The organism is Azospirillum brasilense (assembly GCF_022023855.1).
Taxonomy (GTDB): Bacteria; Pseudomonadota; Alphaproteobacteria; order Azospirillales; family Azospirillaceae; genus Azospirillum; species Azospirillum brasilense_F.
The window spans coordinates 1933240-1957272 of sequence record NZ_CP059449.1 but is presented as its reverse complement, the minus strand read 5'-3'; the positions used below and the strand labels follow the sequence as shown (position 1 = coordinate 1957272).

Genomic DNA, 24033 nt, shown 5'->3' with positions numbered 1-24033 from the left:
GTCATCAATGGCGCGTCGCAAACCCCGCCGAACAGAGCATCATCAGCGAACCGGCGCTGGTTCGGTTCTCACTCTCCAAGTAACTCTGAAATCCTGGCGAGCAGACCAACCGCGCGATTTCGTCTTTGGAAAAGACAGGCAGGAAGGGATTGTTCGACAGCTCCTCGTAAGCAGCCCTGGCCACTACTCTCAGGTTAAGCGGAATCGCCGCGATATATCGGTCGAGAGCACATTCGTCCTCGCGCTCCATCTGGCGCACTCCTTTCCTACGTTTCTCATGATTAGTGGCTACGGATTAAAGATTGCGCAAAGCGCCAATCGCGTAAAGCGACATAAGCGAACGAGGCAACAGATCCTGCACAGTGTTGTGCCCGTATCACATCATACCTTCTGGGTAAGCTGTGCGCTGGTGGCAAATCCCATCGATTTTTATCTTTCAACCCCACCATGAAGCGCGGCGATGGGAAAAAGGAACGAGACGCCAGGACTCAATGAATTCACGCAATCGCTCTCAGGGCATTGAAAGAAAATGAATATGGAAAATCACTACAGATTCGAAAGTCTCGATTCAGCGATCCACCGAAGCTGAAATCGAAGATTATTAAACACATCGCCACAAATCCATTGGTCATATGCGTAACGTCAAGGACAGAACACACCCCGTCCCACGCCTGATCTTTTGAATGCCGGCGCGATGCAGCTCCCCAAGGGACAGATTGTCCGGATTGACTGGCATGGACGCTTCCTATATAGCCGCTGAACCCTTCGCCGTTTCAAAACCGCCGGTGCGCACGGAAAAGGAAAGGCACCGCGCGAGGGAGGGTTTGAATGTCACGGTCAGACGGCAAATAATTCAGTAGGCCGTCCTTTACTCCCGCAGACCCGAAGTGCTCCGTGGAACCAGAAGACAACGATCACACCATCACCGACGCCCCCACGCCATCCGATGAGGGCGAGGACACGGTCTCCGTCTATGGTCCCTACCCGGAAACCCGGGATCGGGTCTGCTGCATCGTCGGCATCGGTGCCTCCGCCGGCGGGTTGGAAGCGCTTCAGCGCTTCTTCGACAATGTGCCGGGGGAAAGCGACCTCGCCTATGTGGTGGTCCAGCATCTCTCGCCGGTCCACAAGAGCCTGATGGTTGATCTGCTGGCCAAGCACACCGCCATGTCGGTTGTGCAGGCCGCGGACGGCATGGCGGTCGAGCGCAACACCGTCTATCTGCTGCCCCCCGCCAAGCATCTGTCGATCGAGGATGGACGGCTGATCCTGACCGCCAAGGACACCACCGTTGGCATGAGCCTGCCCATCGACATCTTCTTCACCGCTCTTGCCAAGGACCAGGGGCCGCGGGCGCTGGGCGTGGTGCTGTCGGGCACCGGATCGGATGGCACGCGCGGCCTGCTGGCGATCAAGTCGGCGGGCGGCTTCGCCGCGGCGCAGGACCCCGGATCGGCCCAGTTCGACGGCATGCCGCGCAGCGCGATCGCAACCGGACAGGTGGATGCCGTGAAGACGGCGGACAAGCTGCCGGCCTGCCTGATCGAGCACGCCGGCCGGGTGCTGTCGCGCAACCTGCCCATCCCGGCCAAGCCGCAGGACCGTGACAACGACCCGTTGGCGCAGATCGTGGCGGCCATCCGCTCGGTCACCGGCGTGGATTTCTCGCACTACAAACTAGCGACCCTGCTGCGTCGGATCGAGCGGCGGATGCACACCGCCGGCCTCGACTCGATGAGCGATTACGCCGCCCTGCTCCGCCGCAACAGCGCCGAAACGGTCAGCCTCTACAAGGAGATGCTGATCGGCGTCACGCGCTTCTTCCGCGACGAGGGGGCCTTCGCCTCCCTGGCCGACAAGGTGATCCCGACCCTGCTGGCCAAGCGCAACCCCACCGACATGGTGCGCGTGTGGGTCTGCGGCTGCGCCACCGGCGAGGAGGCCTACTCCATCGCCATCCTCTTTGCCGAGGCGCAGGAACGGATGGGACGGTCCTTCGACGTCAAGATCTTCGCCACCGACATCGACCAGGACAGCATCGAGATCGCCAGCCTGGGCGAATACCCGCGCTCCATCGCGGAGGACGTGTCGCACGAACGGCTGACCCGCTACTTCATCGCCCGCGGCGACCATTATCTGGTGTCGCGCGACATCCGCCGCATGGTGGTGTTCGCCGCCCACAACATCATGCGCGATCCGCCCTTCACCAAAGTCGATCTGGTGAGCTGCCGGAATCTGCTGATCTACATGGACTCACCGCTTCAGCGGAAGGTGCTCAGCCTGTTCCAGTACGCGCTGCGGCAGAGCGGTTTCCTGTTCCTCGGCACCAGCGAGACGCTGGGCGACCTGTCGGCGGAGTTCCACGTCCTGGACAGCCGCAACAAGCTGTTCCAGAGCCTGCGCACCGGCACCCACCGGCTGTCGCGGCTGCTCGTCCCCACCGTCGCCGCACCGGTGCACCGCCACGGCGACGAGACCATGTCGCAGGCGCAGGAGGAAGGGGCCGCCATCGACGAGGCGATCTCAACCCTGATGCGGGCCTATGTGCCGCCCAGCCTGCTGGTCAACGAGCAGATGAACATCATGCATGTGTTCGGCGAGGCGTCGGCCATCCTGAAGGTGCCGCCGGGCGAAGCCACGCTGAACGCGCTGAAGCTGCTGCCCTCCTCGGTCTCCATGGTGGTGGGAACCGCGCTGACGCGGGCCTTCCGCTCCGGCGAGGAGTTCGCCCTGTCCAACATCCCGGTGAAGGACCGCGAAGGGCTGCCCGCCGTCAGCCTGCGCGTGAAGCCCTTCGTCGCCCGCAAGACCGGTCGGCGCTTCGCGCTGATCGTGCTCGACCCCAGCGCCCCGGCGCTGGCCCTGCCGGACAGCGACTTCGACTTCGACACCGACACCGCGGAGCGCATCCGCGGGCTGGAGCAGGAGCTGGTTTCCCGCGGCGAGAATCTCCAGGCCACCATCGAGGAACTGGAAACCGCCAACGAGGAACTCCAGGCGACCAACGAAGAGCTTCTTGCCTCCAATGAGGAGTTGCAAAGCACCAATGAAGAGCTGCAGTCCGTCAATGAAGAGTTGTACTCCGTCAACGCCGAGTATCAGGCGAAGGTGGAGGAACTGACGGAGGTCACCAACGACCTGGACAACCTGCTGCGCTCGACCGAGATCGGCACGGTCTTCCTGGACAGCGGCATGGTGATCCGGCGCTTCACCCCGGCGGCGGCGCGCTTCATCAACATCATTCCGCGCGACGTTGGGCGATCGATCTCGCACCTGTCCACCAACATCGACTATCCGGATTTCCTGAAGGACATCGAGCGGGTCTTCCACGACCACACGCCGGTGGAACGCCACGTCCCGGTGCGCGGCGACCGCTGGATCCAGACGCGCATCCTTCCCTACCTGACCGAGAAGAACCAGGTCGCCGGGGTGGTCGTCACCTTCGTGGACGTCACCGCCGCCAAGGCCGCGGAGCACCGGCTCCAGACGGTGCTGGACAGCCTGCCCGAGCATGTGGCGGTCATCGATTCCGATGGCGCCATCACCATGGTCAACCACGCCTGGCGCATGTTCGGCGAGAAGAACGGCGCCCCGGCGCTGGACCGTTGCGGGCCGGGAACCAATTATCTTGATGTGTGCAACGCCGGGGAAGGAACCGAAGGCGAAGACATCGCCCGTGCCGTGAACGACGGGCTGCGCCGGATCCTGTCCGGCGACATCGAGCAGTTCACCATCGAATACCCTTGTCATTCCGACAAGGAGGAGCGCTGGTTCATGATGCACGCCTGCCGTCTGGCCGGATTGTCAGGGGGAGCGGTGGTCAGCCACATCGACATCACCAACCGGAAGCGGATGGAACTGCGCGCGAGCGGGCGGCGGAACGGCCAGAAGAACTCCGGGCCATCCATTGCCAAGGACCCGGCGGCTGGGGGCGCGGCGTGAACGGATTCCGCAACGAACGGCTTCGCAAGCGCGCGGAACAGGCTCTCAACTCGGGCGGCTTCGAAGGGGCGGAGGTCTCGGCGACCACGCTCAAGGAAGTCCTGCACGAGCTGTACGTGCATCAGGCCGAGCTGGAGATCCAAAACGAGGAGTTGCGCACCGCCCAGCAGGCGCTGGAAGCCTCGCGCATCCAGTATCTCCAACTCTTCCAGTCGGTGCCGCTGGCCTGCTTCACCGTCAACGCCGCGGGCATCATCTGCGAAGCCAACGTCGCCGCGGAGCGGCAGTTCGGCCTGCCGCTGCGCCGGCTGAAGGGCCGCCCGCTGACGTTGATGGTGGAGTCGCTGGACCATGGGCGCCTGTTCACGGCGCTGGCCCGGCTGCGCGATTCCGGGCAATGGACGCGCCAGGAATACGCCTTCGTCGGCGCCCACAGCGCCATCGACGGGTTGACCGACGCCCGGATCGTCGAGATGGAGGCCGGGCCGGACGGTGTCGACAAGGGCGATGTGCTGCTGACAATCACCGACGTGACGGAGCGCAACGCCTGGGTCGGCGAGCTTCAGAACGCCCGCGACGAGGCGGAGCGCACCCGCGCCGCCTATCACCACATTCTGCAGGCGGTGGCCGACGGCATCTGCGGCCTGGACGCGCGCGGCGCCATCACCTTCGTGAACGCCGCGGCCCAGTCGATGACCGGCTTCGGCTCCAGCGAGCTGGTCGGCCGCTCCTTCACCGCGCTGATCGGCGGCGACGCGGAGGAGGAAAGCCGGCGCGCCCTGACGCTGTCGCTGGCCGACGGGTTGGTCCGGCAGGTGGCCGACGGGCGCCTCCGCCGCCAGGGCGCCGACGATTTCGTGGCGGAGCTGACCGTCTCCCCAATTCTTCAGAACGGGGCGATCACTGGGGCGGTGGTGGCCTTCCGCGACGTGACCGCCCGCCGCGCCGCGGAACAGGCTCTGGCCGAGAGCGAGCGACGTCACCGCACGCTGGTCCAGTCCCTGTCCGAAGGGCTGGTGATGCGCTCGGGCGACGGCACGGTGATGGTCGCCAACGCCATGGCGGAGCGGCTGATGGCCGGCCCAGCGGGCGTGCTGCTCGATCCCCTTGCCCGCCCCTTTGAAAGCCGCAAGCCGGGCGACCGGGCGGGCCGCGTGGCCCGACGGCGCTTCATCGGCGCTGACGGCGCCCGGTTGACCGGACTGCCGCCCGCCGCCAAGGCGGTGGACAGCGGGAAGCCGGTCATTGAACAGATCGTCGGCATCGCCGAGGGCGACGAGGCGGCGGCCCCCACCCGTTGGCTGCGCGTCTCCAGCCACCCCGTGCCGGGCGCGGACGGACAGCCCGAGGCGGTGGTGTCCAGCGTCACCGACATCTCGGCCATCAAGTCGATGGAGCGCGACTTGAACGTGGCGCTGGACGCCAAGGAACGCTTCATGGCCGCGGCCAGCCACGACCTGCGCCAGCCGGCCCAGGCCCTGACCCTGCTGTCCGGGCTTCTGCTGAAGGAGCCGATCCCCGAGGACGCGCGACGCATCGCCACCCAGCTCCGCGACACCGTGGCCTCGCTCGGCGGGCTGCTCGACTGCCTGCTCGACATCTCCAAACTGGAGGCCGGTCTCGTCACCCCCCACTCCGCGCCGGTGGAGGTGGGATCGATCATGGAGCGGCTGCACGGGGAGTTCCGGGCGGTCGCCTCCTCCTCCGGGCTGACGCTGCGCACCGTGCCGGTGCGGCTGAGCGCCTGCACCGACGGCGGCCTGCTGGAGCGCGTGCTGCGCAATCTGCTGACCAACGCCATCCGCTACACGCGGCAGGGCCGGGTGTTGTTCGGGGCGCGGCGGCGCAACGGAGCCCTGCGGTTCGAGGTGTGGGACACCGGCATCGGCATTCCGGAGAACCAGCTCGACCGCATCTTCCAGGACTTCTACCAAATCGGCAACGTCGCCCGCGACCGGCGGGAGGGGCTGGGCATGGGGCTCAGCATTGCGCGGCGCCTCGTCCATATGCTGGGCGGCACCATCGAGGTGACCTCGGCGCCGGGCAAGGGCTCCTGCTTCGCCATCACCCTTCCGTCGGGGGCCATTCTCGATCAGCGGCAGTGCGGCGAATCACCGGACGCCTCCTCCACGGGCAGTGGCGAGGCGGACGGCGACGCCTCCGTCCTGCTGGTCGAGGACGACGCAGTGATCCGCATGGCGCTGGCCCTGATGCTGGACGGCTGGGGCTACCGGGTGACCGAGGCCGGATCGGTGGCGGAAGCGTTGGAATTGGTGGACGGCACGCTGGCGCCCGACCTCGTGCTGACCGATTACCGCCTGCCGGACGGCGACACCGGTCTGATGCTGATGGACACGCTGCGCCGCCGCTTCGGACCCGACCTGCCGGGGGTGCTGCTGACCGGCGACACTTCCTCCGACCGGCTGCGCGAAGCCGCCGGCGCGCAATGCGCCCTGCTGCACAAGCCCATCCAGCCCGACGACCTGCGCCGCACCGTGCGCGCCAGCTTGGAACACCGCGACGTGGAGACGGAGGCGACCTAATAAGGGTAATCGTCTCCGCCTTGCCCCTCCCCGGCCCTCCCCCGCTTCGCAGGGGAGGGTGCCTTATGCGAAGTGGCACTGGTTCCCTCCCCTGCGTCTGCGGGGGAGGATTAGGGAGGGGGCAAGGCCGCTGCCTTTACGGACGCTCCAAATCCGCCTGGGTGGCGCGCTTCAGGTGGTTCAACCGCTCCTCGGCCTCGTTGCGGGCGTAGGGTCCCTCCACATCCATGCCGAAGCTCACATAGAATCCGTCGGCCTGGGCGATGTGGGTTCCGACAGGCAGATATTCGTCGGCGGGCTCGTCGTTGCCGATGATCGCGCCGTTCCGGATTTCCACGATGTGCGCCATGACCCGCTCCCCCACCGTCGTTGGTGAACACCAATCGGTGTTCAACGGCGGCGGTCCCGTCCGGGTTCCTTACGCTTGCTTCCGCCGCACCAGCCGGTCGAGCCGCAGCCGGTGCCGCCGGTCGCTGAGTCGCCGCACCGTCGCCAGCGACGCCGCCAGCACGCCCAGCCCGGTCGCGCCGGAGATCAGGAACATGATGAGAATCTGGTACTTCACCGCCTCCCCCGGGTCGACACCGGAGAGGATCTGGCCGGTCATCATGCCGGGCAGGGCCACCACCCCCATGGCCGCCATGCTGTTGATCGTCGGCATCAGCGCGGTGCGCAGCGCGTGGCGCAGGATGGGCCGCAGCGCCGTCCAGCGGGTATGGCCGAGCGCGAGCTGCGCCTCGATGGCCGACCGCTCCCGCGCCGCCGTCGCGGTCAGGGTGTGGAGGGCCAGCCCCACCCCGCTCATCGCGTTGCCCAGCACCATCCCCAGCATCGGAATGGCGTAGCGCGCGTCCCACCAGGGGTCGGGCCGCACCGCGGTGGACAGGCCGAGCAGCAGGACGATCCCCGCCGCCGTCCCCATCGCCCCGGTGCCGATGCCGTAGGACCACCAGCCGGCCAGCCGCCGCTCCTGCCGGGCCATCGTCTCCTGGCCGGCGAACAGCAGCATGACCAGCGCCGCCCCCAAGGTCAGCCAGGGTGACTCCAGGGCGAACAGCCGGGTCAGCACCAGCCCGACCAGGGACAGCTGGACCACCATCCGCAGCGCCGCCACCAGCAGCGGCCGCGCCAGCCCCAGATCCAGCGCCAAGGACAGGCCGCCGTTGACCAGCAGCAGCAGCGCCGCTGCGGCGAGGTCGGTGTAATGCAGGGTCACCAGCATCGCCCTACCCCTCCGCCACCACGCCGTCCGTGACGTGCAGATGCCGCCGGGCAAGGCGAACGGCCTGCTCCGGCGCATGGGTGACGATCAGCACACTGGCCCCACGAACCAACTCGGCGCGCAGCAAAGCCTCCACCCGCTCCGTCGCCTCGGCGTCCAGCGGGCTGGTCGGCTCGTCGAGCAGAAGCACCTCCGGCCCCTGGACCAGCGCGCGGACCAGCGCCAGCCGTTGCCGCTCCCCCGTGGACAGGCGGGCCACCGGCCAGTCCATCACCTCTCCCGGAAGGCCCAGCGCCCCGGCGAGCGCCGCGGCGCGGTCCGGCTGGGCGAAGTGGTCACCCACCCGATCCTCCCACCAGCCCGACTCGGCGGCGACGTAGGTTACCCGGCGGCGCCAGAGCGGAGCGGGCATGTCCTCCCGAAGATCGCCGTTCAGCCGCACCTCCCCGGTCGACGGGTCGAGATCGGCCAGGGCGCGCAACAGCATGGACTTCCCCGATCCGGATTTCCCCTGAACGGCAACGCACTCGCCGGCCCCCACCTGGAAACTGGCGGGCTTCAGCACGGTCGTGGACAGGTTGCGCACGGTCAGCATGCAGGGGTTACGGCGACTATTCCGGAAGGTGGAAGGGGAGATTAGCAGCCATTCATGGCGGAGTCCTTGCGCGGAACGTCTCGGGGGTTATGGTACGCCCCACCGCTCATTCCGGCCTGAACCGAGACCATGACCGACGCCTCCAACGACCACGCCGTCTTCACCCACCGCGAGATCATGCGGGTGTTCAGCGGGGTGGCGCTCGCCATGCTGATGGCGGCGATGGACCAGACCATCGTCGCGACGGCCCTGCCGACCATGGCCCACGACCTGGGAAGCCTGGAAAACCTCCCCTGGGTGGTCACCGCCTACCTGCTGGCCTCGACCTCGACCACGCCGATCTACGGCAAGCTGAGCGACCTCTACGGGCGCAAGCGGGTGCTCCAGGTGGCGATCTTTCTGTTCCTGATCGGGTCGGTGCTGTGCGCGCTGGCGCAGAGCATGGGGCAGCTCATCCTGTTCCGCGGCATCCAGGGGCTGGGCGGCGGCGGCCTGATGGCGCTGGCCTTCACCATCATCGGCGACGTGGTGGCCCCGCGGGAGCGCGGGCGCTACCAGGGCTACATCGGCGGCATCTTCGCCCTGTCCAGCGTGGCCGGGCCGCTGCTGGGCGGCGTCTTCACGGAACAGTTGAGCTGGCACTGGATCTTCCTCATCAACCTGCCGCTGGGGGCGGCGGCGCTGCTGATGACCAGCCGGGCGCTCGACCGCCTGCCGGCAGGGCGGGCGAAGCCGACCATCGACTATCTCGGGGCGGCGCTGCTGATGGGCACGGTGACCTCGCTGCTGTTCGTGGTGTCGCGCGCCGGGGTCGCCCTGCCCTGGACCTCCCCAACGATCCTCGGCCTGTGCGTCCTGGGCCTCATGATGCTCGGGGTCTTCCTATGGCACGAGCGGCGGGTGGAGGAGCCGATCCTGCCCCTCCACCTGTTCCGCGAGCCGGTGGTGGCCGTCGCCAACCCGGTGGTGGCGGTGTCGGCCATGGTGCTGTTCGCCGGCATCGTCTATCTGCCGCTGCGCTCACAGCTCGTCGCCGGGACCAGCGCCACCACGTCGGGCTTCCTGCTGCTGCCGATGGTGCTGGGCATGGTGCTGGGCGCCGGGGGCGGGGGGCGGCTGATCTCCAAGTCGGGTCGCTACAAGGTATTCCCGTTGGCCGGGCTGGCGCTGGCGGCGGTGATGTATCTGGCGCTCGGCCTGTCGCCGACCGTGTCGGAAAGCGGGCTGTGGTCCACGCTGATCCTGGTGCCGCTGGGCATCGGGCTGGGGCTGGTCATGCCGGTGATGACGGTCGCCGTGCAGAACGCGGTCGACCGGCGCGACCTGGGCGCGGCCACGGCCTCGGTCGGCTTCTTCCGCTCGCTCGGCGGGTCGGTCGGGGTGGCGGTGTTCGGCGCAGTCTTCGCCGCCGACGTCGAGGCCCGGCTGAACGCCGCCGGCCTGCCCGGCATCAGCGGGCGCGAGGTGATGGAGCGCGGCCCGTCCGCCCTGTCCAGCCTGCCCCCCGCCGCCCGCGACGCCGCCCAGTCGGTGTTCGAGCACGGCTTCTCGACGCTGTTCCTGCTGGCCGCCGGGCTGGCCGTGGTGTCCTTCGTGCTGACCCTGTTCCTGAAGGAGCTTCCCCTGCGCTCCGCCGCCGACGCCACCAAGGCCGGGGCGGAGGTTGCCTGAGGGCTGGGGTCAGGCGCCGCCCTACGCCTTGTCCTCGCTGGGAAAGTGCCGCCCCTCGCCCAGCTTGTCCTCGATGTAGAGCATGTTGACCAGCACCAGCATCACCACCGCGAAGGGCGTCGCCAGGAACATGCCCATCAGCCCGAACAGCACGCCCCCCGCCGCGATGGCCGCGATGGTGATGACGGGGGGCAGGTCCACCACCTTCTTCTGCATCAGCGGCATGACGACATTGCCCTCGACCTGTTGGATCGCCAGATAGAGCAGCGCCACCCACAGCGCCTCCTGGGGCGATTGGGCGAAGGCGATGAGGATCGCCGGGACCGCCGCCAGGAAGGGGCCGATCAGCGGAACGAATTCCAGGAGCGCCGCCAGCAGACCCAGCGCCGGAGCGCTCGGGATGCCCAGCAGAAGCAGGCCCGCGGTGGTTAGAACGCCGACGATGGCCATGGCCGAAAGCTGCCCGATCAGCCACTTCCACAGCGAGTCCCCCATCACGTCCATCACCTCCCGCGCCCGCTTGTGGCCGCGCGGCGGCACCAGCAGGATGACGCCGCGCCGGTAGACGCCGGGCGAGGCCGCGAGGTAGATGGCCGTGAACATCACCACCACCAGATCGCCCAGGAAGAACATCACGCTGGAGGCGACCGTCTGCAGCCGGTTCAGCCAGGAGGAGGCGTCCCGCCCCTGTTCCATGATCTGATCGCGCAGCGAACCGGGAAGCTGCTGCACGGCTCCGCTGATCTGCTGGGAGAACTGGTCGAACTGGCTCACCACCGACTGGCCCATCAGGACGCCGCCGCCGATCAGCACCACCGCCAGAAGCAGCAGAACGACACCAAGCGACCAGCCCTGCGGCAACCCGGTGTAGCGCCGCACCAACCCGGCAATGCGCTGGAACAGGATCGCCAGAAGCACGCCGGCGAAGACCAGCAGCAGCGCATCCGCCACCTGCCAAGCCAGGAACAGCGTCCCCACCACGCCGGCGGCGATCAGCATCTTCCAGGTGAAAAGCTTCAGCTCGGTCGCGGTGTTCCGCCCGGCGGTCGCCGGCTGCCCGGCCTGAAGAGGAACCTGTCTGGTCGCGTCCATCGTTTCTTCCCGCCGTGTTGCCACCGGCATGCCGGTCCGATGGACAAACGCCGCCCGCAGGAAACTGTTGCACCGCCAGCCCTCTAGCACCTTCGTGCTAATACGCTTATCCGAATGCGCGCGGACGGTTGGCGCCCCATATCATGTCTGACGCCAAGGAGTCATTCTCGCTGATGTCACCTCAAAAGCCCGCCGGAAACGGCGGGCTCTTTTCTTGTGGAGATTCTCAACCGGCGTCCGGCGGGAAGACGATGCCGACCTTCAGGCCCGGTTCGTTGTCCTCCAACCGCAGCGCCGCGTCGTGCAGCCGCGCCACCGCCTCCACGAGGCTGAGCCCCAGCCCGTTCCCCGGCGAGGCCCGCGCGGTATCGAGCCGGACGAAGCGCTCCAGCACCTTCTCCCGCATCTCCGGCGGAATGCCGGAGCCGTTGTCCGCCACGGTGATACGAGCGGCCTGCCCCGGCCCGGCGCCCTCCAGCAGCAGAGTGATGCGCCCGCCTTCCGGCGTGTATTTGATGGCGTTGTCCAGCAGGTTCGACACCGCCTGGGCCAACAGTTGCTCGTTCCCGCGCACGGTCGGCTCCGCCCGGATGTCGGTGACCAGGGTCAGGCCCTTCTCTTCCGCCACCGGCTCGTAGAGGTCTGCGGCCAGCCGGACCACGTCGGCCAGACGCACCGGTTCCAGCGCCTTGCGGTTGGCACCGGATTCGGCCTCGGCGATGGACAGCAGCGCGGTGAAGGTGGCGAGCAGCCGGTCGGCCTCCAGGATGGTGTCCTGCAGCACGCCGCGGTAGACCTCCGGGTCGTCGGTCTCGCGGATCAAGGCCAGCTCGACGCGGGAGCGCAGGCGCGACAGCGGCGTGCGCAGGTCGTGCGCCACGCTTTCGGTCACCTGCCGCATGCCGGTCATCAGCCGCTCGATCTGGTCCAGCATGGCGTTCAGGTTGCCGGCCAGCCGGTCGATCTCGTCGCCACCGCCGCCGCGCGGCACCCGGCCCGACAGGTCGCCGGCCATGATGCGGTGGGTGGTGCGGTTGATCGCCTCGATCCGGTGCATGGCGCCGCGCGCCAGCAGCAGGCCACCGCCGAGCCCCAGCACCACCGTCACCTAGAAAGACCCAGCGCAGCGACACGACCATACGCCCGCGGAGCTGGTCCAGCTCGCTCATGTCGCGGCCCACCAGCAGGCGGAACTGGCCGGGCAGGACAAAGCTGACCGCCATCGCGGTGGAGGGCCGGTTGTTCACCCCGCCATAGTCGGAAATCTTGAAATGGGTCCAGCCGCCCGGCTCCGGCGTCGCGTCGGGCCAGCCCGACAGGTTGCCGGCCAGGATGACGCCGCCCGGCGTGGTCAGCAGATAGATGGAATTGGTGTGCGAATAACCGCTGCGCTCGCGCACGGAGTCGACCAGCCCGCGCAGGCCGGCGCTGCGGTACTGGTCCTGAAGCCCGGCAACCTCCAGCGCGATGGTGGCGCCGATCTCCTCCTCCAGGAAGCCCGCGGTGGAGCGGTAGACGACGGCCAGGATCACCCCGACCGAAATGATGAACAGGCCCAGATACAGCAGGGCCAGCCGGAACGGCGTGGTGCGCAGAAGCCGCAGGGTGGGAATCGCCGCCTTCACGCTCCCCGGCCCGCCACCATCATTGCGGCGCTCGCAGGCTGTAGCCGGCGCCGCGCACCGTGTGGATCAGCGGCGTCGGGAAATCCTTGTCGATCTTCTGGCGCAGGCGGGCGATGTGCACGTCGATGACGTTGGTCTGCGGGTCGAAGTGATAGTCCCACACATTCTCCAGCATCATGGTGCGGGTCACCACGCTGCCGGCGTTGCGCATCAGATACTCCAGCAGAGCGAATTCCCGCGGCAGCAGGTCGATGGACTTGCCGGCCCGCCGGACGGTGCGCGACAGCAGGTCCAGTTCCAGATCGGCGACCGCCAGACGGGTCTGTGGCTGGGCGGCGCTGCGGCGGCGCACCAGCACCTCGATCCGGGCGAGCAACTCGGAGAAGGCGAAGGGCTTGGTCAGGTAATCGTCGCCGCCGGCCTTCAGCCCCTTCACCCGGTCATCGACACTGCCAAGCGCGGAGAGGAACAGCACTGGCGTGTCGTTGCCGGTGGCGCGCAGGATCTCGACCAGCGACAGCCCGTCGCGGCCCGGCAGCATGCGGTCCACGATCATGACGTCGTAATGCTCGGAGCCGGCCAGGAACAGCCCCTCCTTGCCGTTGTTGGCGGCGTCCACGACATGCCCGGCCTCTTTCAGCCCCTTGGCCAGGTAGGAGGCGGCTTGCTGGTCGTCTTCGATGACGAGGACTTTCATGAGCATGAGTCTACCGCATCCTTCCGCGAGTCCAAAGGTGAATGCCCTCGCCCCTCCGGGGAGGGGAAAGGGCCAAACGACACGAAGGGGGAGGATGTCCGCGCGGCGGGGGTTCGCACTGCGGACATCCTCCACCCCATCACACCGGCCCCCCATCGTTGGAGGGGATGAGGATCGCCGGTGTTTTCCGGCGTCACGCCTTGCCGAGCTTCAGCGGGACGAAACTCTCGTTGCCGCCGCGGTTGACCAGCAGCAGGACCGCCTTGCGGCCATCCTTCTCGGCCTCGTGCAGGCTCTTGGTCACCTCCGCGGGGGAGGTCACGCTGTGGTCGCCGACCTTGACGATCACGTCGCCCGGACGGACGGGCAGATCACCAGCCTGCGGCGACACCGAGGTGACGACCACACCCTTGACGCCCTCGCCCAAGCCGAGGCGGCTGCGTGCGGCGCCATCGAGCGGGGCCAGCTTCAGCCCCTTGACGGTTTCCACCGCGCTCTCGGCGGCGGGACCGGTCCCCTCGGCGGCGGCCATACGCTGTTCGGCGGGCAGCGGCGCGATGTGGGCGGTCAGGGTCGTTTCCTTGCCCTTGCGGACCACGGTCATGTCCACCGTGTCGCCGGCCTTGGTGTCGGCCACCCGGCGGGTCAGGTCGCGCAGCGTGTTCACCGGCTTGCCGCCATAGGCCAGGATCACGTCGCCCTGGCGCACGCCGGCCTTGGCGGCGGGGCTGTCCGGGGTCACCTCGGCGACCAGGGCGCCCTTGGACTGCGACAGGCCGACCGACTCGGCGATCTCCGGCGAGATCTCCTGGATCTTCACGCCCAGCCAGCCGCGCTCGACATGGCCGTTCTCCTTGAGCTGGGCGACGACCTGCTTTGCGATGTTGGACGGGATGGCGAAGCCGATGCCGACCGAGCCGCCGTTGGGCGAATAGATGGCGGTGTTGATGCCGATCACCCGCCCGTCCAGGGTGAAAGTCGGGCCCCCTGAGTTGCCGCGGTTGATGGCGGCGTCAAGCTGCAGATAGTCGTCGTAGGGGCCGCTGTGGATGTCGCGCCCGCGGGCCGAGATGATGCCCTTGGTGACCGTGCCGCCCAGCCCGAAGGGGTTGCCGACGGCCATCACCCAGTCGCCGACGCGGGCGGCGTCGCTGTCGCCCCAGTCCAGCGCGGGCAGCGCCTTGTCGGACTTCACCTTCAGCAGGGCGATGTCGGTCTTGGCGTCGCGCCCGACCAGAGTGGCGGGCAGCTCCGTCCCGTCCTGGAGCGTGACCTTGATCTCGTCGGCGCCGTCGATGACGTGGTTGTTGGTCACCACATAGCCGGCCGCGTCGATGATGAAGCCGGAGCCGAGCGAGCCGACCTTGCCGCGCGGCTGGCCCTCGGAAGGACCCTCGGACTGGTCGTCGCCGCCCGGACCGCCATTCTGGCCGAACTGGTCCTGGAACTGGCGGAAGAATTCCTCGAAGGGCGACCCCGGCGGGAAGCCGGGCATGCGCGGGGTGCCGCGCTCGGCCTTGGCCTGTTGGGTGGTGGAGACGTTCACCACGGCAGGCGACACCTTGGCCGCCAGATCGGCGAAGCTGCCCGGTGCGTTTTGGGACAGCATGTTCTGCGTTAGGGCGCTTTCGGCGGCCGCGGCGGTGGACTGGTTGGCGATCAGGAACGGACCGGTCAGCACCGTGGTGCCGAGGAGGACGGCGGCGATGGTACGCCGCACCCGGCTCGACCGCGGGGCGCGTCCGGCGTTGGCGGGGGTGGACATCGGTTGCTCTCCGTGACTGGCATGCGTTGTTCGTTGCCCTCAAAGTAGCGGGCGCCGAGTCACGGGGGGCTTGCAGGCGGATTAAAAGTTTTTCAGGGAGGGAATATTAAGTCACGTCACGATTACAGCGCCGATCTGGCGATGCGCAGGCGGATGTTGGCGGCCTGCTGGCGGACGCGGTCGAGGTGCGGATTGATGGCCAGCGCCGCGTCGAAGGCGCGCAACGCCCCCGCCGGCTGGTCAATGGCGAGGTAGACGAGGCCCAGCCCGGCCAGCGCCCCGAAGTGCCGCGGCTCCAGCGCCAGCACCCGGCGGATGTCGCGCACCGCGGCATCGTAATCGCCCAGCATGTATTCGGCGTTGGCCCGCTTGTTCCAACCCTCGGCGTAGGTCGGGTCGGCGGCGACCACCTGATCGAAGGCGGCCAGAGCGTCGCCGTAGCGGTCGGCGTTCAGGCTCTGCACGCCGTGGTGCATCAGCACGATGAGGTCATCGCTCGGATGCTCCAGCCAGACGTCCCAGATGCGGTCCTCGACCGCCTCCGCTGCGACCGCATCGCCAGCGGTCTGCAGATCCTGGAACAAGCCACCGAGTCGCGCATCCTCCTGCCCTGCCCAGGCCCGAGAACCGGGGCCGGTAGCGCCGAGAATCAGGAGGGCCAGGAAGGCCACGGGCAAGAAGATTCGCTGGGTCATTCCCAAAAACTGGGATGCGTCACTTACCAGCAACACTGATCTGAAAGTGGTATCGCCGCAAGAAGAATCCCTCATCCCGCCGGGGTGGTCCCGGCAAAGTTCCCGCCGGACAAAGAAAAAGGGCCGGCGAATCGCTTCGCCGGCCCCTTCTCCTGAAAGCAGCAGCCCGTTATCAGGCGGCCTTGTTGCTGCGGCCCGCCACGATCTCGTCAGTGACGTTGCGCGGCACCGGCTCGTAGTGGCTGAACTCCATCGAGTAGGACGCGCGGCCCGAGGTCATGCCGCGGAGCTGGCCGATGTAGCCGAACATCTCGTTCAGCGGCACGTGGGCCTCCACGGCGATGTTGGTGCCACGCTCGAGCTGGCCCAGCACCGTGCCACGGCGGCGGTTCACGTCGCCGATGACGTCGCCCAGGTAATCATCCGGGGTGACGACCTCGACCTTCATGACCGGCTCGAGCAGGATCGGGCCGGCCTGCTTGAGGGCTTCACGGAAGCAGGCCTTGGCGGCGATTTCGAACGTCAGGGCGTTCGAGTCGACGTCGTGGTACTTGCCGTCCACCAGGCGGGCGCGGAAGTCCACAGTCGGATAGGAGGCGAGCACGCCCTCTTCCTTCTGCATTTCCAGGCCCTTCGCGACCGACGGGACGTATTCGCGCGGCACCGTGCCACCGACCGTCTCGTCCTTGAACACGAAGCCCTCGCCACGCTCCAGCGGCTCGAAGACGATCTTGACTTCGGCGAACTGGCCCGAACCACCGGTCTGCTTCTTGTGGGTGTAGGTGTACTCGACCGGCTTGGTGATCGTCTCGCGGTAGGCGACCTGGGGCTTGCCCATGTTGCCTTCCACGCCGAACTCCGTGCGCAGACGGTCCAGCGTCACTTCCAGGTGCAGCTCGCCCATGCCGCGCAGGATGGTCTGGCCGGTTTCACGGTCGGTCTCCAGACGCAGCGACGGGTCCGCGCGGACCATCTTGCCGAGCGCGATGGAGAACTTCTCCTGCTCGCCCTTGGTCTTCGGCTCGACCGAGACGCTGATGACGGGGTCGGGGAAGCGCATGCGCTCCAGGATCACCGGGTGGGCGGCGTCGCAGAGCGTGTCACCGGTGTCCGTCTCCTGCAGGGAGACGAGCGCGATGATGTCGCCGGCGCGGGCTTCCTCGATCGGGTTGGCCTGAGCGGCGAACATCTCGACCATGCGGCCGATCTTCTCGCGCTTGCCGCGGGTGGTGTTCAGGACCGACATGCCCTTGGTCAGCACGCCCGAATAGACGCGCACGAAGGTCAGCGAGCCGTAGGTGTCGTTCAGCACCTTGAAGGCCAGCGCCGCGAAGGGCGCGTCGTCGGAGCTGAGACGCTCGCCGTTCGGGTTGCCGTCCTCGTCCACCGTCTTGATGGCCTCGACGTCGGTCGGGGCCGGCAGCAGGTCGACGACCGCGTCCAGAACCTGGCAGACGCCCTTGTTCTTGTAGGACGAGCCGCAGAGGACCGGGGTGAAGGTGCTGGTGATCGTACCCTTGCGCAGGCAGGCGCGCAGCACCTCGGCCGACGGCTCCTCACCCGACTCCAGGTAGGCTTCCATCGCCGCGTCGTCCATCTCGAGCGCGGTGTCGACCAGCTCGGCGCGCAGGGACGGGATGCTGGCGATGTTGTCCAGGTCTTCCTTGACGGTCAGGTTGAGCTTGCTGGCCAGATCGTCGGTGATCTCCCAGATTTCCCACTTGGCGTCCTTGTCGTCCGAGAACCAGACGTACGCCTTCATCTCGATCAGGTCGACCATGCCGCGGAAGTTGTCTTCCGAACCCAGCGGAACCTGGATGCAGACCGGGCGGGCGTTCAGGCGGCTCTTGATCATGCCGACGCAACGCTGGAAGTTCGCACCCGAACGATCCATCTTGTTGACGTAGCAGATGCGCGGAACGTTGTAGTTGTCCGCGAGGCGCCAGTTGGTCTCGGACTGCGGCTCAACGCCGGCCACGCCGTCGAACACGACGACCGCGCCGTCGAGCACGCGGAGCGAGCGGTTCACCTCGATGGTGAAGTCCACGTGGCCCGGGGTGTCGATGACGTTGATCTTCTTGTTGCGCCAGAAGGCCGAGACGGCAGCCGACTGAATCGTGATGCCGCGCTTCTGCTCCTGCTCCATGTAGTCGGTCGTCGTCGAGGACTTCAGGTCCTTCGTCTCGTGCACGTCGATGATCGTGTGCTTACGACCGGTGTAGTACAGGATGCGCTCGGTGGTCGTCGTCTTGCCGGCATCGACGTGGGCGATGATGCCGATGTTCCGGATGTCAGAAAGAGGCGTTTGGCGCGGCATGTTGCGAATCCATTACTGTAACGCAGCTATCGAAGCGCAACGACGGTCGTCCGCTCCGGCGGCAGAGGTTGGTCGGGGTTTTACGGATGATCTGTTAAGGCGTGATTAACGTTCTGTAAATCCGGAAGGTCAAGCCTTCCGGATTTTTTCGAAGCACGCGGCCCTCACAGTCTGGTGGGCCACGCCGGCAAACCCCAACCGAGGGAGCCGGGTCGCCCCGTCACGCAGCTTATTTGGCCGCCGTCACCTGAATTTCAACGAGATACTCCGGCGCGGCGAGCTTCGCTTCCACGGTGGCGCGGGCGGGCGGGTTGGCCGTATCGACCCAGGCTTCCCACGCCTTGTTCATCGCGCCGAAGGTGGACATGTCCGTCAGATAGATGGTGGCGGACAGCAGCTTGCTCTTGTCGGAGCCGCCCTCGGCCAGCAGGGCGTCGATCTGGCCCAGGATCTGGCGGGTCTGCGTCTCCACGTCCGGAGTCGGATCGTTGGCCACCTGGCCGGCCAGATAGACCGTGTCCTTGTGGATGACCATCTGGCTCATGCGCGGTCCGGAATGGAAGCGCTGGATCGACATCGGTACGGCTCCGGTTACGGGGTCTTGAACGCGCGTACGTCTATGCGATTCACGTCCAAGGGCCTAGCAAAAAATGAGGCGCCACCGCTCAAAGCTGCCCCGCGCCCGTGCATCACCGCAAAGAAGGCGTATTTCCCTCCACCGCGGCCACGAAAGCGGCGCTCGGCACGGCGATGTTGCGGGGATTGGGGCCGCTGACCGCGGCCACCGCGATGCCGGCGACCGCCCAGCCCTCCCCCGCCCCGTCCGCGCCGGGCGTGCGCACCAGCAGCGCCGCCCCGCTCACCCCGCGCGTCCCGTCGCAGTCGTGGACGAGCAGCGGCCCGCGGTCGGTGTCGTTGATGCCGCGCGCCGCGCAGCCGGTGTCGGCGGTGACGAGGTGCGCCCGGTCCTGGCTGTAGCCGCCCAGCATCAGCGGCGTGCCGGCGTCCGGCGGGACCCGGGCGAGCGGCAGCGGCGGCATCCCCTCCGGCGCGTCGCCGTCCAGCGTCAGCACCGCCCAGTCGCCGACCAGCCCGTCGAGCCGCCGCTCCTTGTCGTAGGGGCCGCCGGTTTCCAGCGCGGCGACGGCGCGGTGCTGCCGGTACTCCCCGCGCTCGTAGCCGAACAGGACGTGCAGGGAGGAAGCCGGGAGGAAGCGTTGCGCCCGGTTCAGCAGGCAATGGGCGGCGGTGACCACCCGGCGCGGTGCCACCAGCACACCGGTGCAGCGGGCGCCGAGATTGCTCTGCACCTTGACGAGGCTGTTCCACGGCGCGTGCGTGGCGTCCACCACCACCCGCCGGTCCTTCGCCCCAATCCCCGGCAGCAGAGGGTTCTGCGCCGTGGCAGGGAGTGCGGCTGCGAGGAGCGGCACCGCGACCAGGAAACCGCTCAGAATGGCTATCAAGTGTTCTTGATACGTTTTCATGTTCGTCTTACCATGGCGGCCATGGCCACGCTCATCATCACGGAAAAGTCCAGTCAGGCAAAGGACCTGCGCGCCGCGCTGGGGGATCGCTACGGGCGCATCCTGCCGGCCGAGGGGCATCTGCTGCGGCTGGCCGAGCCGGACGAGGTCAACCCCGACTGGAAGCGCTGGTCGCCCACCCTGCTGAAGCCGGACGGACTCTACCCGACGCGGCCCGACGGCGGCGGTAACAAAACGGCGAAGCTCGCGGCCATCAAGGCGGCGCTGAAGGGCTGCGACCAGGTCATCCTCGCCACCGACTGCGACCGCGAGGGGCAGTTGATCGGGCAGGAAATCCTGGAGCATCTGGGCTTCCGCGGGCGGGTGCAGCGCGCCCTGTTCACCGCCCAGGACCCCAAGACGATCCGCGACGCCTTCGCCAAGCTGAAGCCGAACAACGAGCTTCGCCCGCTCTACGAGGCGGCGGTGGCGCGCCAGCAGGCCGACCAGATCTTCAACCTGTCCCTGACCCGCACGGCGACCAAGACGCTGCTGGCGCCGGGGACGCGCGGGGTGATCGGCATCGGGCGGGTGAAGACGCCGACCCTGTCCATCGTCTGCCTGCGCGAGCTGGAGATCCGCAACTTCAAGCCCGAGGATTATTTCGAGGTCGTGGCAACGGCCACCGCCGCGGGCGGCTCCTTCCTGATGCGCCACGCTCCGCCGCCGAAGGACCGCATCAAGGACCGTGCCCGCGCCGAGGCCATCGCCCGCGCCGCGGACGGCCATGGCGGCCCCCTGTCGGTGACGGTGGAGGACCGGCGGCAGGCTCCGCCGAAGCTCTACGACCTGCCCGCACTGCAGAAGACCTGCGGCCAGCGCTGGGGCTGGACCGCCGATCGCACGCTGGAGGTCGCGCAGGAGCTTTACGACGGCGAGGGCAAGAAGCTCATCACCTACCCGCGCGCCGAGGCGCGCTACCTGTCGGAGAACCAGATCGCCGACGTCCCGGCGATCACCGGGGCGCTGACCCGGCTGCGCGGCTTCGCCCATCTCGACCTGTCCCGCCCGGTGATCCGCCGCGGCAAGTCCGGCCATTTCTGCGACAAGGCTCTGGAGGGCGTGTCGCACCACGCCATCGTGCCCAACGTCAACGTGCTGGACGATCTGGAAAGCCGGCTGAACCGCCTGACCGATGACGAGAAACGGCTCTACGCGCTGATCTGCCGCTCCTACCTCGCCGCCGTCATGCCCGACTACGAGTACCGGCAGACCACGGTCCTGATGAACGTGCCCGTCGACGGCAAGCCGGTGGTTTTCCGGGCGGTCGGGCGCATCCCCCTGAAGCTCGGCTGGAAGGCGGCTTTCGGCTCCGCCGAGACGGACGGCAAGCCCGACGAGAAGGAGGAGGAGCAGACCCTTCCCCCGCTGACCGACGGGGAGCCGGCCCGCCTGTCCGAGCCCAGGGTGGAGGCCAAGCGGACCCAGGCGCCGCCGCGCTACAACGAAGGCACGCTGGTCGACGCCATGCAGAACGCCTGGCGCTTCGTCGAGGATCCGGCGCTGCGCGACCGGCTGAAGGAAGCCAAGGGCATCGGCACCCCGGCCACCCGCGCCGAGATCATCAAGGGCCTGCGACGGCAGAACCTGCTGGGCGCCGACGGCAAGTGGCTGGTCCCCACCCCCGCCGGGTTGCAGCTGTTCGAGACCCTGCGCGGCGCCGCCCCCACCCTGGTCGATCCCGGCACCACCGCCCTGTGGGAAATGCGGCTGGACGAGGTGGTGGTCGGACGCGCTGATTTCCGCAGCGTCATCGACGGCATCGCCGACGAAGCCGGGCGGCTGATCGGCGTGCTGGTCGGCAACCATGGCCCCGCGGTGGATCTCGGCGTCCGTGGCGGCCCGATCCGTGCCGGACGGGGAGTCGGACGCCGTCGCTCCACGAGCCCGCGCCCCGCCGGTGCCACACCGCGCACGCGCAGCCGCAAGACGGCCGTCGCCGCGGCCGATATGGACGGCGAAGCGCCGAAGACGCCCCGGCGCAGCCGCAAGGCGAAGGCCGCGCCGGAGGTCCCCGACTCGATCGCTCCGGTCGCCGACGCCGCCCGGCCGCCGCCCGCCGCACCGTCGAGCGGCGCGCGGCGCAAGGCCCCGACCGACAAGATGGTCGCCTTCGCCCGCAGCCTCGCCGACCGCAAGGGCGTTGAGCTGTCGGACACAGTGCTCCAAGACTTCGATTCCTGCCGCCAGTTCTTGGACCAGCACGCGCGCTGAGCGTCGGCTTGCCCCCCGCCCCTCCCCCGCTATCGCAGGGGAGGGAGGGAGAACGGTCCCCTCCCCTGCGAAGCTCTCGCGCAAACCATAGGTTTGCGCTGACGCGGCAGGCGGACCTTCGGTCCGCCGAGAGTGGGGGAGGGTTAGGGAGGGGGCAATACTTCCCAAGCGTCTCCGAATCACCCTCCGACTGTGGCCCAGGCCACAGCGGCGGGGGCGGCATCCGCCTACCCTCTCCTCCACGGACATCGAGCCACACACGGCCCCACACCCCGGAGGAGACCCAGCCCATGCGCCGCCTGACCCTGATCGCCGCCGCTGCCGCCACGCTGCTCGCCGCCCCCCACGCCTTCGCCAACGACCTCAAGACCGGCGGCATGCCGGTCAACCCGATGATGATGCAGCCGGGCTTCGGCAGCCCCTTCGCCGCGGCGCCCTCCCTCTCCAGCACCAACGTCGGCGTCGCGACGAACCTCGCGGCGGGGATCGGCAACAAGGCCAAGCAGAACGTCTTCACCATGCAGCAGGGCACCGGCGGGTCGCTGGTGAACACCAACGTCGGCGTCGCCACCAACGTCGCCGCCGGCATCGGCAACAAGGCCAAGCAGAACGTCACCGGCGTCACCTTCGGCTTCGGCAAGGGCGGCCTGCTCGACACCAACGTCGGTGTGACGACCAACGTCGCCGCCGGCATCGGCAACGCCGCCGGGCAGAATCTGTTTGGTCTCAAGGCCCAGTGATCCACCCCATCCGGCGCCGCCGATCCGCAAGGCGGCGCCCCTTTCCGGATTCCTCACTGGAGGACTGCCGTCATGCTCCGCTTCGCCCTGCCGGTCTTCGGTGCGCTCGCCGCCATCCTGGCCCTGGCCGGAACCCCGCAGACCGCCGCCGCCGAAAACCTCGCCTGCCAGACGGTCAACGGGAAGACGGTGTGCAGCCGCGGCTCGGGCTCGCTGTCGTGCCAGACGGTCAACGACCGGACGACCTGCGTGACCGGGCCGGGCGCGCTGACCTGCGAAACCATCAATGGCCACACCGCCTGCCGGCGCGGCCCGTCGCAGCCCGACCTGAAGCCGATGCCCATGCCGCCGATGCCCCCGCAGGCCGCACCGATGCCGGACCATCCCTTCGGCAAAAACTTCCCTTTTGAGGAAGAGGCGTAAAGCCAAGCGGCATAAAACACGGCACCTGTGGCCCGCCTCACAGCGGCTCCCCGGTCGGCCGCCTTAGGATCAGCGCACACCGCCGAACAGAGGAGCCCCGCCATGATCCGCATCCGCCGCTTCGCGCCGCTGCTGTCCGGCATCGCCGCCCTGGCGCTGCTGGGCGGAACTGCTGCCGCCCAGGACGCCGGCGGCTTCTCCGTCAACCCGCAGCTGGGCGCGGCGGTCGGCATGTCGATGGGGATGGGCATGGGGATGCCGCCGCTGCTGCCGCGCCAGCCCGTCTTCGTCAACGCCACCCGGCGCGGCGCCCCTCCGGGGGCGACGGTGACCAACCCCAACGTCAGCCGTCAGGCCTCGCACCAGCAGGCCATCGCCAAGATCCGCGGCGACGCCGGCTTCCTGGGCGGCTTCAACAAGGGCCAAGCGCTGGCCGCCAGCCGCCAGCCGCCGCCGGAACCCATCGTGCCGAACTTCACCTTCATCGACGCGCCCTTCATCGTGAACAACTTCGACAGCTCGCTGGCCCTGTCCTTCGGCGACAGCAACGTGACGGAGCAGTTCATCATCCAGGGTGCGGACGGGTCCGCCGGCGGTGGCGGCGTCGCTGGTGGTGGTGTCGCGGAGCAAGCGGCCGCGCCGGCCCCCGTCGGTCAGGCGCCCGCACCGGCGCAGGCACCGCCCCCGGTGCAGGCGAAGGCTCCGACTCCGAAGCCCCAGCCGGGCGTGACCACGGGCAACGGCAATCCGCCGCCCGACGGCTTCTTCGATCCGGTGATGAGCAACTTCGGTCCGCTGCCGCATCTGCCCACGGCGCTGGCCAGCGGCGGCATCCAGTTCAACAACGTCGGCAGCGCCTTCAACGCCGCCATGGGCCAAGGCAACGTTGCCTCCCAGCAGATCACCAGCATCCAGGGCAAGAAAGGCAAGCGCTGACCCGTCCACAAAGAAAAGCCCCCTTGCCGG

19 protein-coding genes are annotated in these 24033 nt (G+C 68.1%); 7 read left to right on the top strand and 12 right to left on the bottom strand.

The window, feature by feature from the left end; translation table 11 throughout:
- Window positions 1–4 precede the first annotated feature (4 nt).
- Entirely contained in the window at window positions 5–250 is a 246-nt protein-coding gene (locus tag H1Q64_RS09270; RefSeq protein ID WP_041811141.1) for a hypothetical protein, read from the bottom strand.
- A 644-nt stretch (window positions 251–894) separates the two neighbouring features.
- Between H1Q64_RS09270 and H1Q64_RS09265 the strand changes: the two genes are divergently transcribed.
- Both H1Q64_RS09265 and H1Q64_RS09260 read left to right on the top strand, forming a co-directional pair.
- Window positions 895–3942, top strand: a complete 3048-nt coding sequence (locus tag H1Q64_RS09265; RefSeq protein WP_237903255.1) for a chemotaxis protein CheB — start codon at window positions 895–897, stop codon at window positions 3940–3942.
- Entirely contained in the window at window positions 3939–6485 is a 2547-nt protein-coding gene (locus H1Q64_RS09260) for a PAS domain S-box protein (RefSeq protein WP_237903254.1), read from the top strand. The genes H1Q64_RS09265 and H1Q64_RS09260 overlap by 4 nt, the downstream gene beginning before the upstream one ends.
- Window positions 6486–6621: 136 nt before the next feature.
- Here the strand turns inward: H1Q64_RS09260 and H1Q64_RS09255 are convergent, their stop codons facing one another.
- From H1Q64_RS09255 to H1Q64_RS09245, 3 genes are all read right to left on the bottom strand, one after another.
- The gene (locus tag H1Q64_RS09255; protein ID WP_103039994.1) at window positions 6622–6834 is read right to left on the bottom strand and encodes a hypothetical protein; all 213 of its coding nucleotides are present in this window, start codon (window positions 6832–6834) and stop codon (window positions 6622–6624) included.
- 69 nt (window positions 6835–6903) lie between these two features.
- Window positions 6904–7707, bottom strand: a complete 804-nt coding sequence (locus tag H1Q64_RS09250; protein WP_237903253.1) for an ABC transporter permease — start codon at window positions 7705–7707, stop codon at window positions 6904–6906.
- 4 nt (window positions 7708–7711) lie between these two features.
- A complete protein-coding gene (locus tag H1Q64_RS09245) occupies window positions 7712–8302 on the bottom strand; it encodes an ABC transporter ATP-binding protein (RefSeq protein ID WP_237903252.1) in 591 nt (196 codons plus the stop codon).
- A gap of 129 nt (window positions 8303–8431) precedes the next feature.
- On the opposite strand from H1Q64_RS09245, the gene H1Q64_RS09240 reads away from it, so the two are divergent.
- On the top strand, window positions 8432–9973 hold the full coding sequence (locus H1Q64_RS09240) for an MDR family MFS transporter (protein ID WP_237903251.1): 1542 nt from the start codon (window positions 8432–8434) through the stop codon (window positions 9971–9973).
- Window positions 9974–9994: 21 nt separating this feature from the next.
- Here H1Q64_RS09240 and H1Q64_RS09235 read toward each other — a convergent pair whose 3' ends face one another.
- From H1Q64_RS09235 to H1Q64_RS09200, 8 genes are all read right to left on the bottom strand, one after another.
- Window positions 9995–11065, bottom strand: coding sequence for an AI-2E family transporter (locus tag H1Q64_RS09235; RefSeq protein ID WP_237903250.1), 1071 nt, complete (start codon window positions 11063–11065; stop codon window positions 9995–9997).
- 226 nt (window positions 11066–11291) lie between these two features.
- A complete protein-coding gene (locus H1Q64_RS09230; protein WP_237903249.1) occupies window positions 11292–12173 on the bottom strand; it encodes a HAMP domain-containing sensor histidine kinase in 882 nt (293 codons plus the stop codon).
- 536 nt (window positions 12174–12709) lie between these two features.
- Complete coding sequence (locus H1Q64_RS09225; protein ID WP_237904930.1) at window positions 12710–13387, bottom strand: winged helix-turn-helix domain-containing protein; 678 nt, start codon at window positions 13385–13387, stop codon at window positions 12710–12712.
- A gap of 193 nt (window positions 13388–13580) precedes the next feature.
- Complete coding sequence (locus H1Q64_RS09220; RefSeq protein ID WP_237903248.1) at window positions 13581–15152, bottom strand: DegQ family serine endoprotease; 1572 nt, start codon at window positions 15150–15152, stop codon at window positions 13581–13583.
- A gap of 122 nt (window positions 15153–15274) precedes the next feature.
- A complete protein-coding gene (locus H1Q64_RS09215; protein ID WP_237903247.1) occupies window positions 15275–15736 on the bottom strand; it encodes a tetratricopeptide repeat protein in 462 nt (153 codons plus the stop codon).
- Window positions 15737–16019: 283 nt separating this feature from the next.
- Window positions 16020–18164, bottom strand: coding sequence for an elongation factor G (gene fusA, locus H1Q64_RS09210; protein WP_237903246.1), 2145 nt, complete (start codon window positions 18162–18164; stop codon window positions 16020–16022).
- A gap of 229 nt (window positions 18165–18393) precedes the next feature.
- Window positions 18394–18741, bottom strand: coding sequence for a RidA family protein (locus H1Q64_RS09205; protein WP_014240903.1), 348 nt, complete (start codon window positions 18739–18741; stop codon window positions 18394–18396).
- 112 nt (window positions 18742–18853) lie between these two features.
- The gene (locus H1Q64_RS09200) at window positions 18854–19630 is read right to left on the bottom strand and encodes a trypsin-like serine peptidase (RefSeq protein WP_237903245.1); all 777 of its coding nucleotides are present in this window, start codon (window positions 19628–19630) and stop codon (window positions 18854–18856) included.
- Window positions 19631–19672: 42 nt separating this feature from the next.
- Here H1Q64_RS09200 and H1Q64_RS09195 point away from each other — a divergent pair, with 42 nt between their 5' ends.
- The 4 genes from H1Q64_RS09195 to H1Q64_RS09180 all read left to right on the top strand — a co-directional run bounded on the left by H1Q64_RS09195 (window position 19673) and on the right by H1Q64_RS09180 (window position 24003).
- Window positions 19673–21904, top strand: coding sequence for a DNA topoisomerase (locus H1Q64_RS09195; protein WP_237903244.1), 2232 nt, complete (start codon window positions 19673–19675; stop codon window positions 21902–21904).
- A 290-nt stretch (window positions 21905–22194) separates the two neighbouring features.
- Window positions 22195–22644: a hypothetical protein gene (locus H1Q64_RS09190; protein ID WP_038526988.1), complete on the top strand. Its 450-nt coding sequence runs from the start codon at window positions 22195–22197 to the stop codon at window positions 22642–22644.
- A 72-nt stretch (window positions 22645–22716) separates the two neighbouring features.
- Window positions 22717–23067, top strand: coding sequence for a hypothetical protein (locus H1Q64_RS09185; RefSeq protein ID WP_237903243.1), 351 nt, complete (start codon window positions 22717–22719; stop codon window positions 23065–23067).
- Window positions 23068–23169: 102 nt separating this feature from the next.
- Window positions 23170–24003 (top strand): hypothetical protein, encoded by an 834-nt coding sequence (locus H1Q64_RS09180; RefSeq protein ID WP_237903242.1) that lies wholly within the window; start codon window positions 23170–23172, stop codon window positions 24001–24003.
- The last annotated feature ends 30 nt before the right edge of the window (window positions 24004–24033 follow it).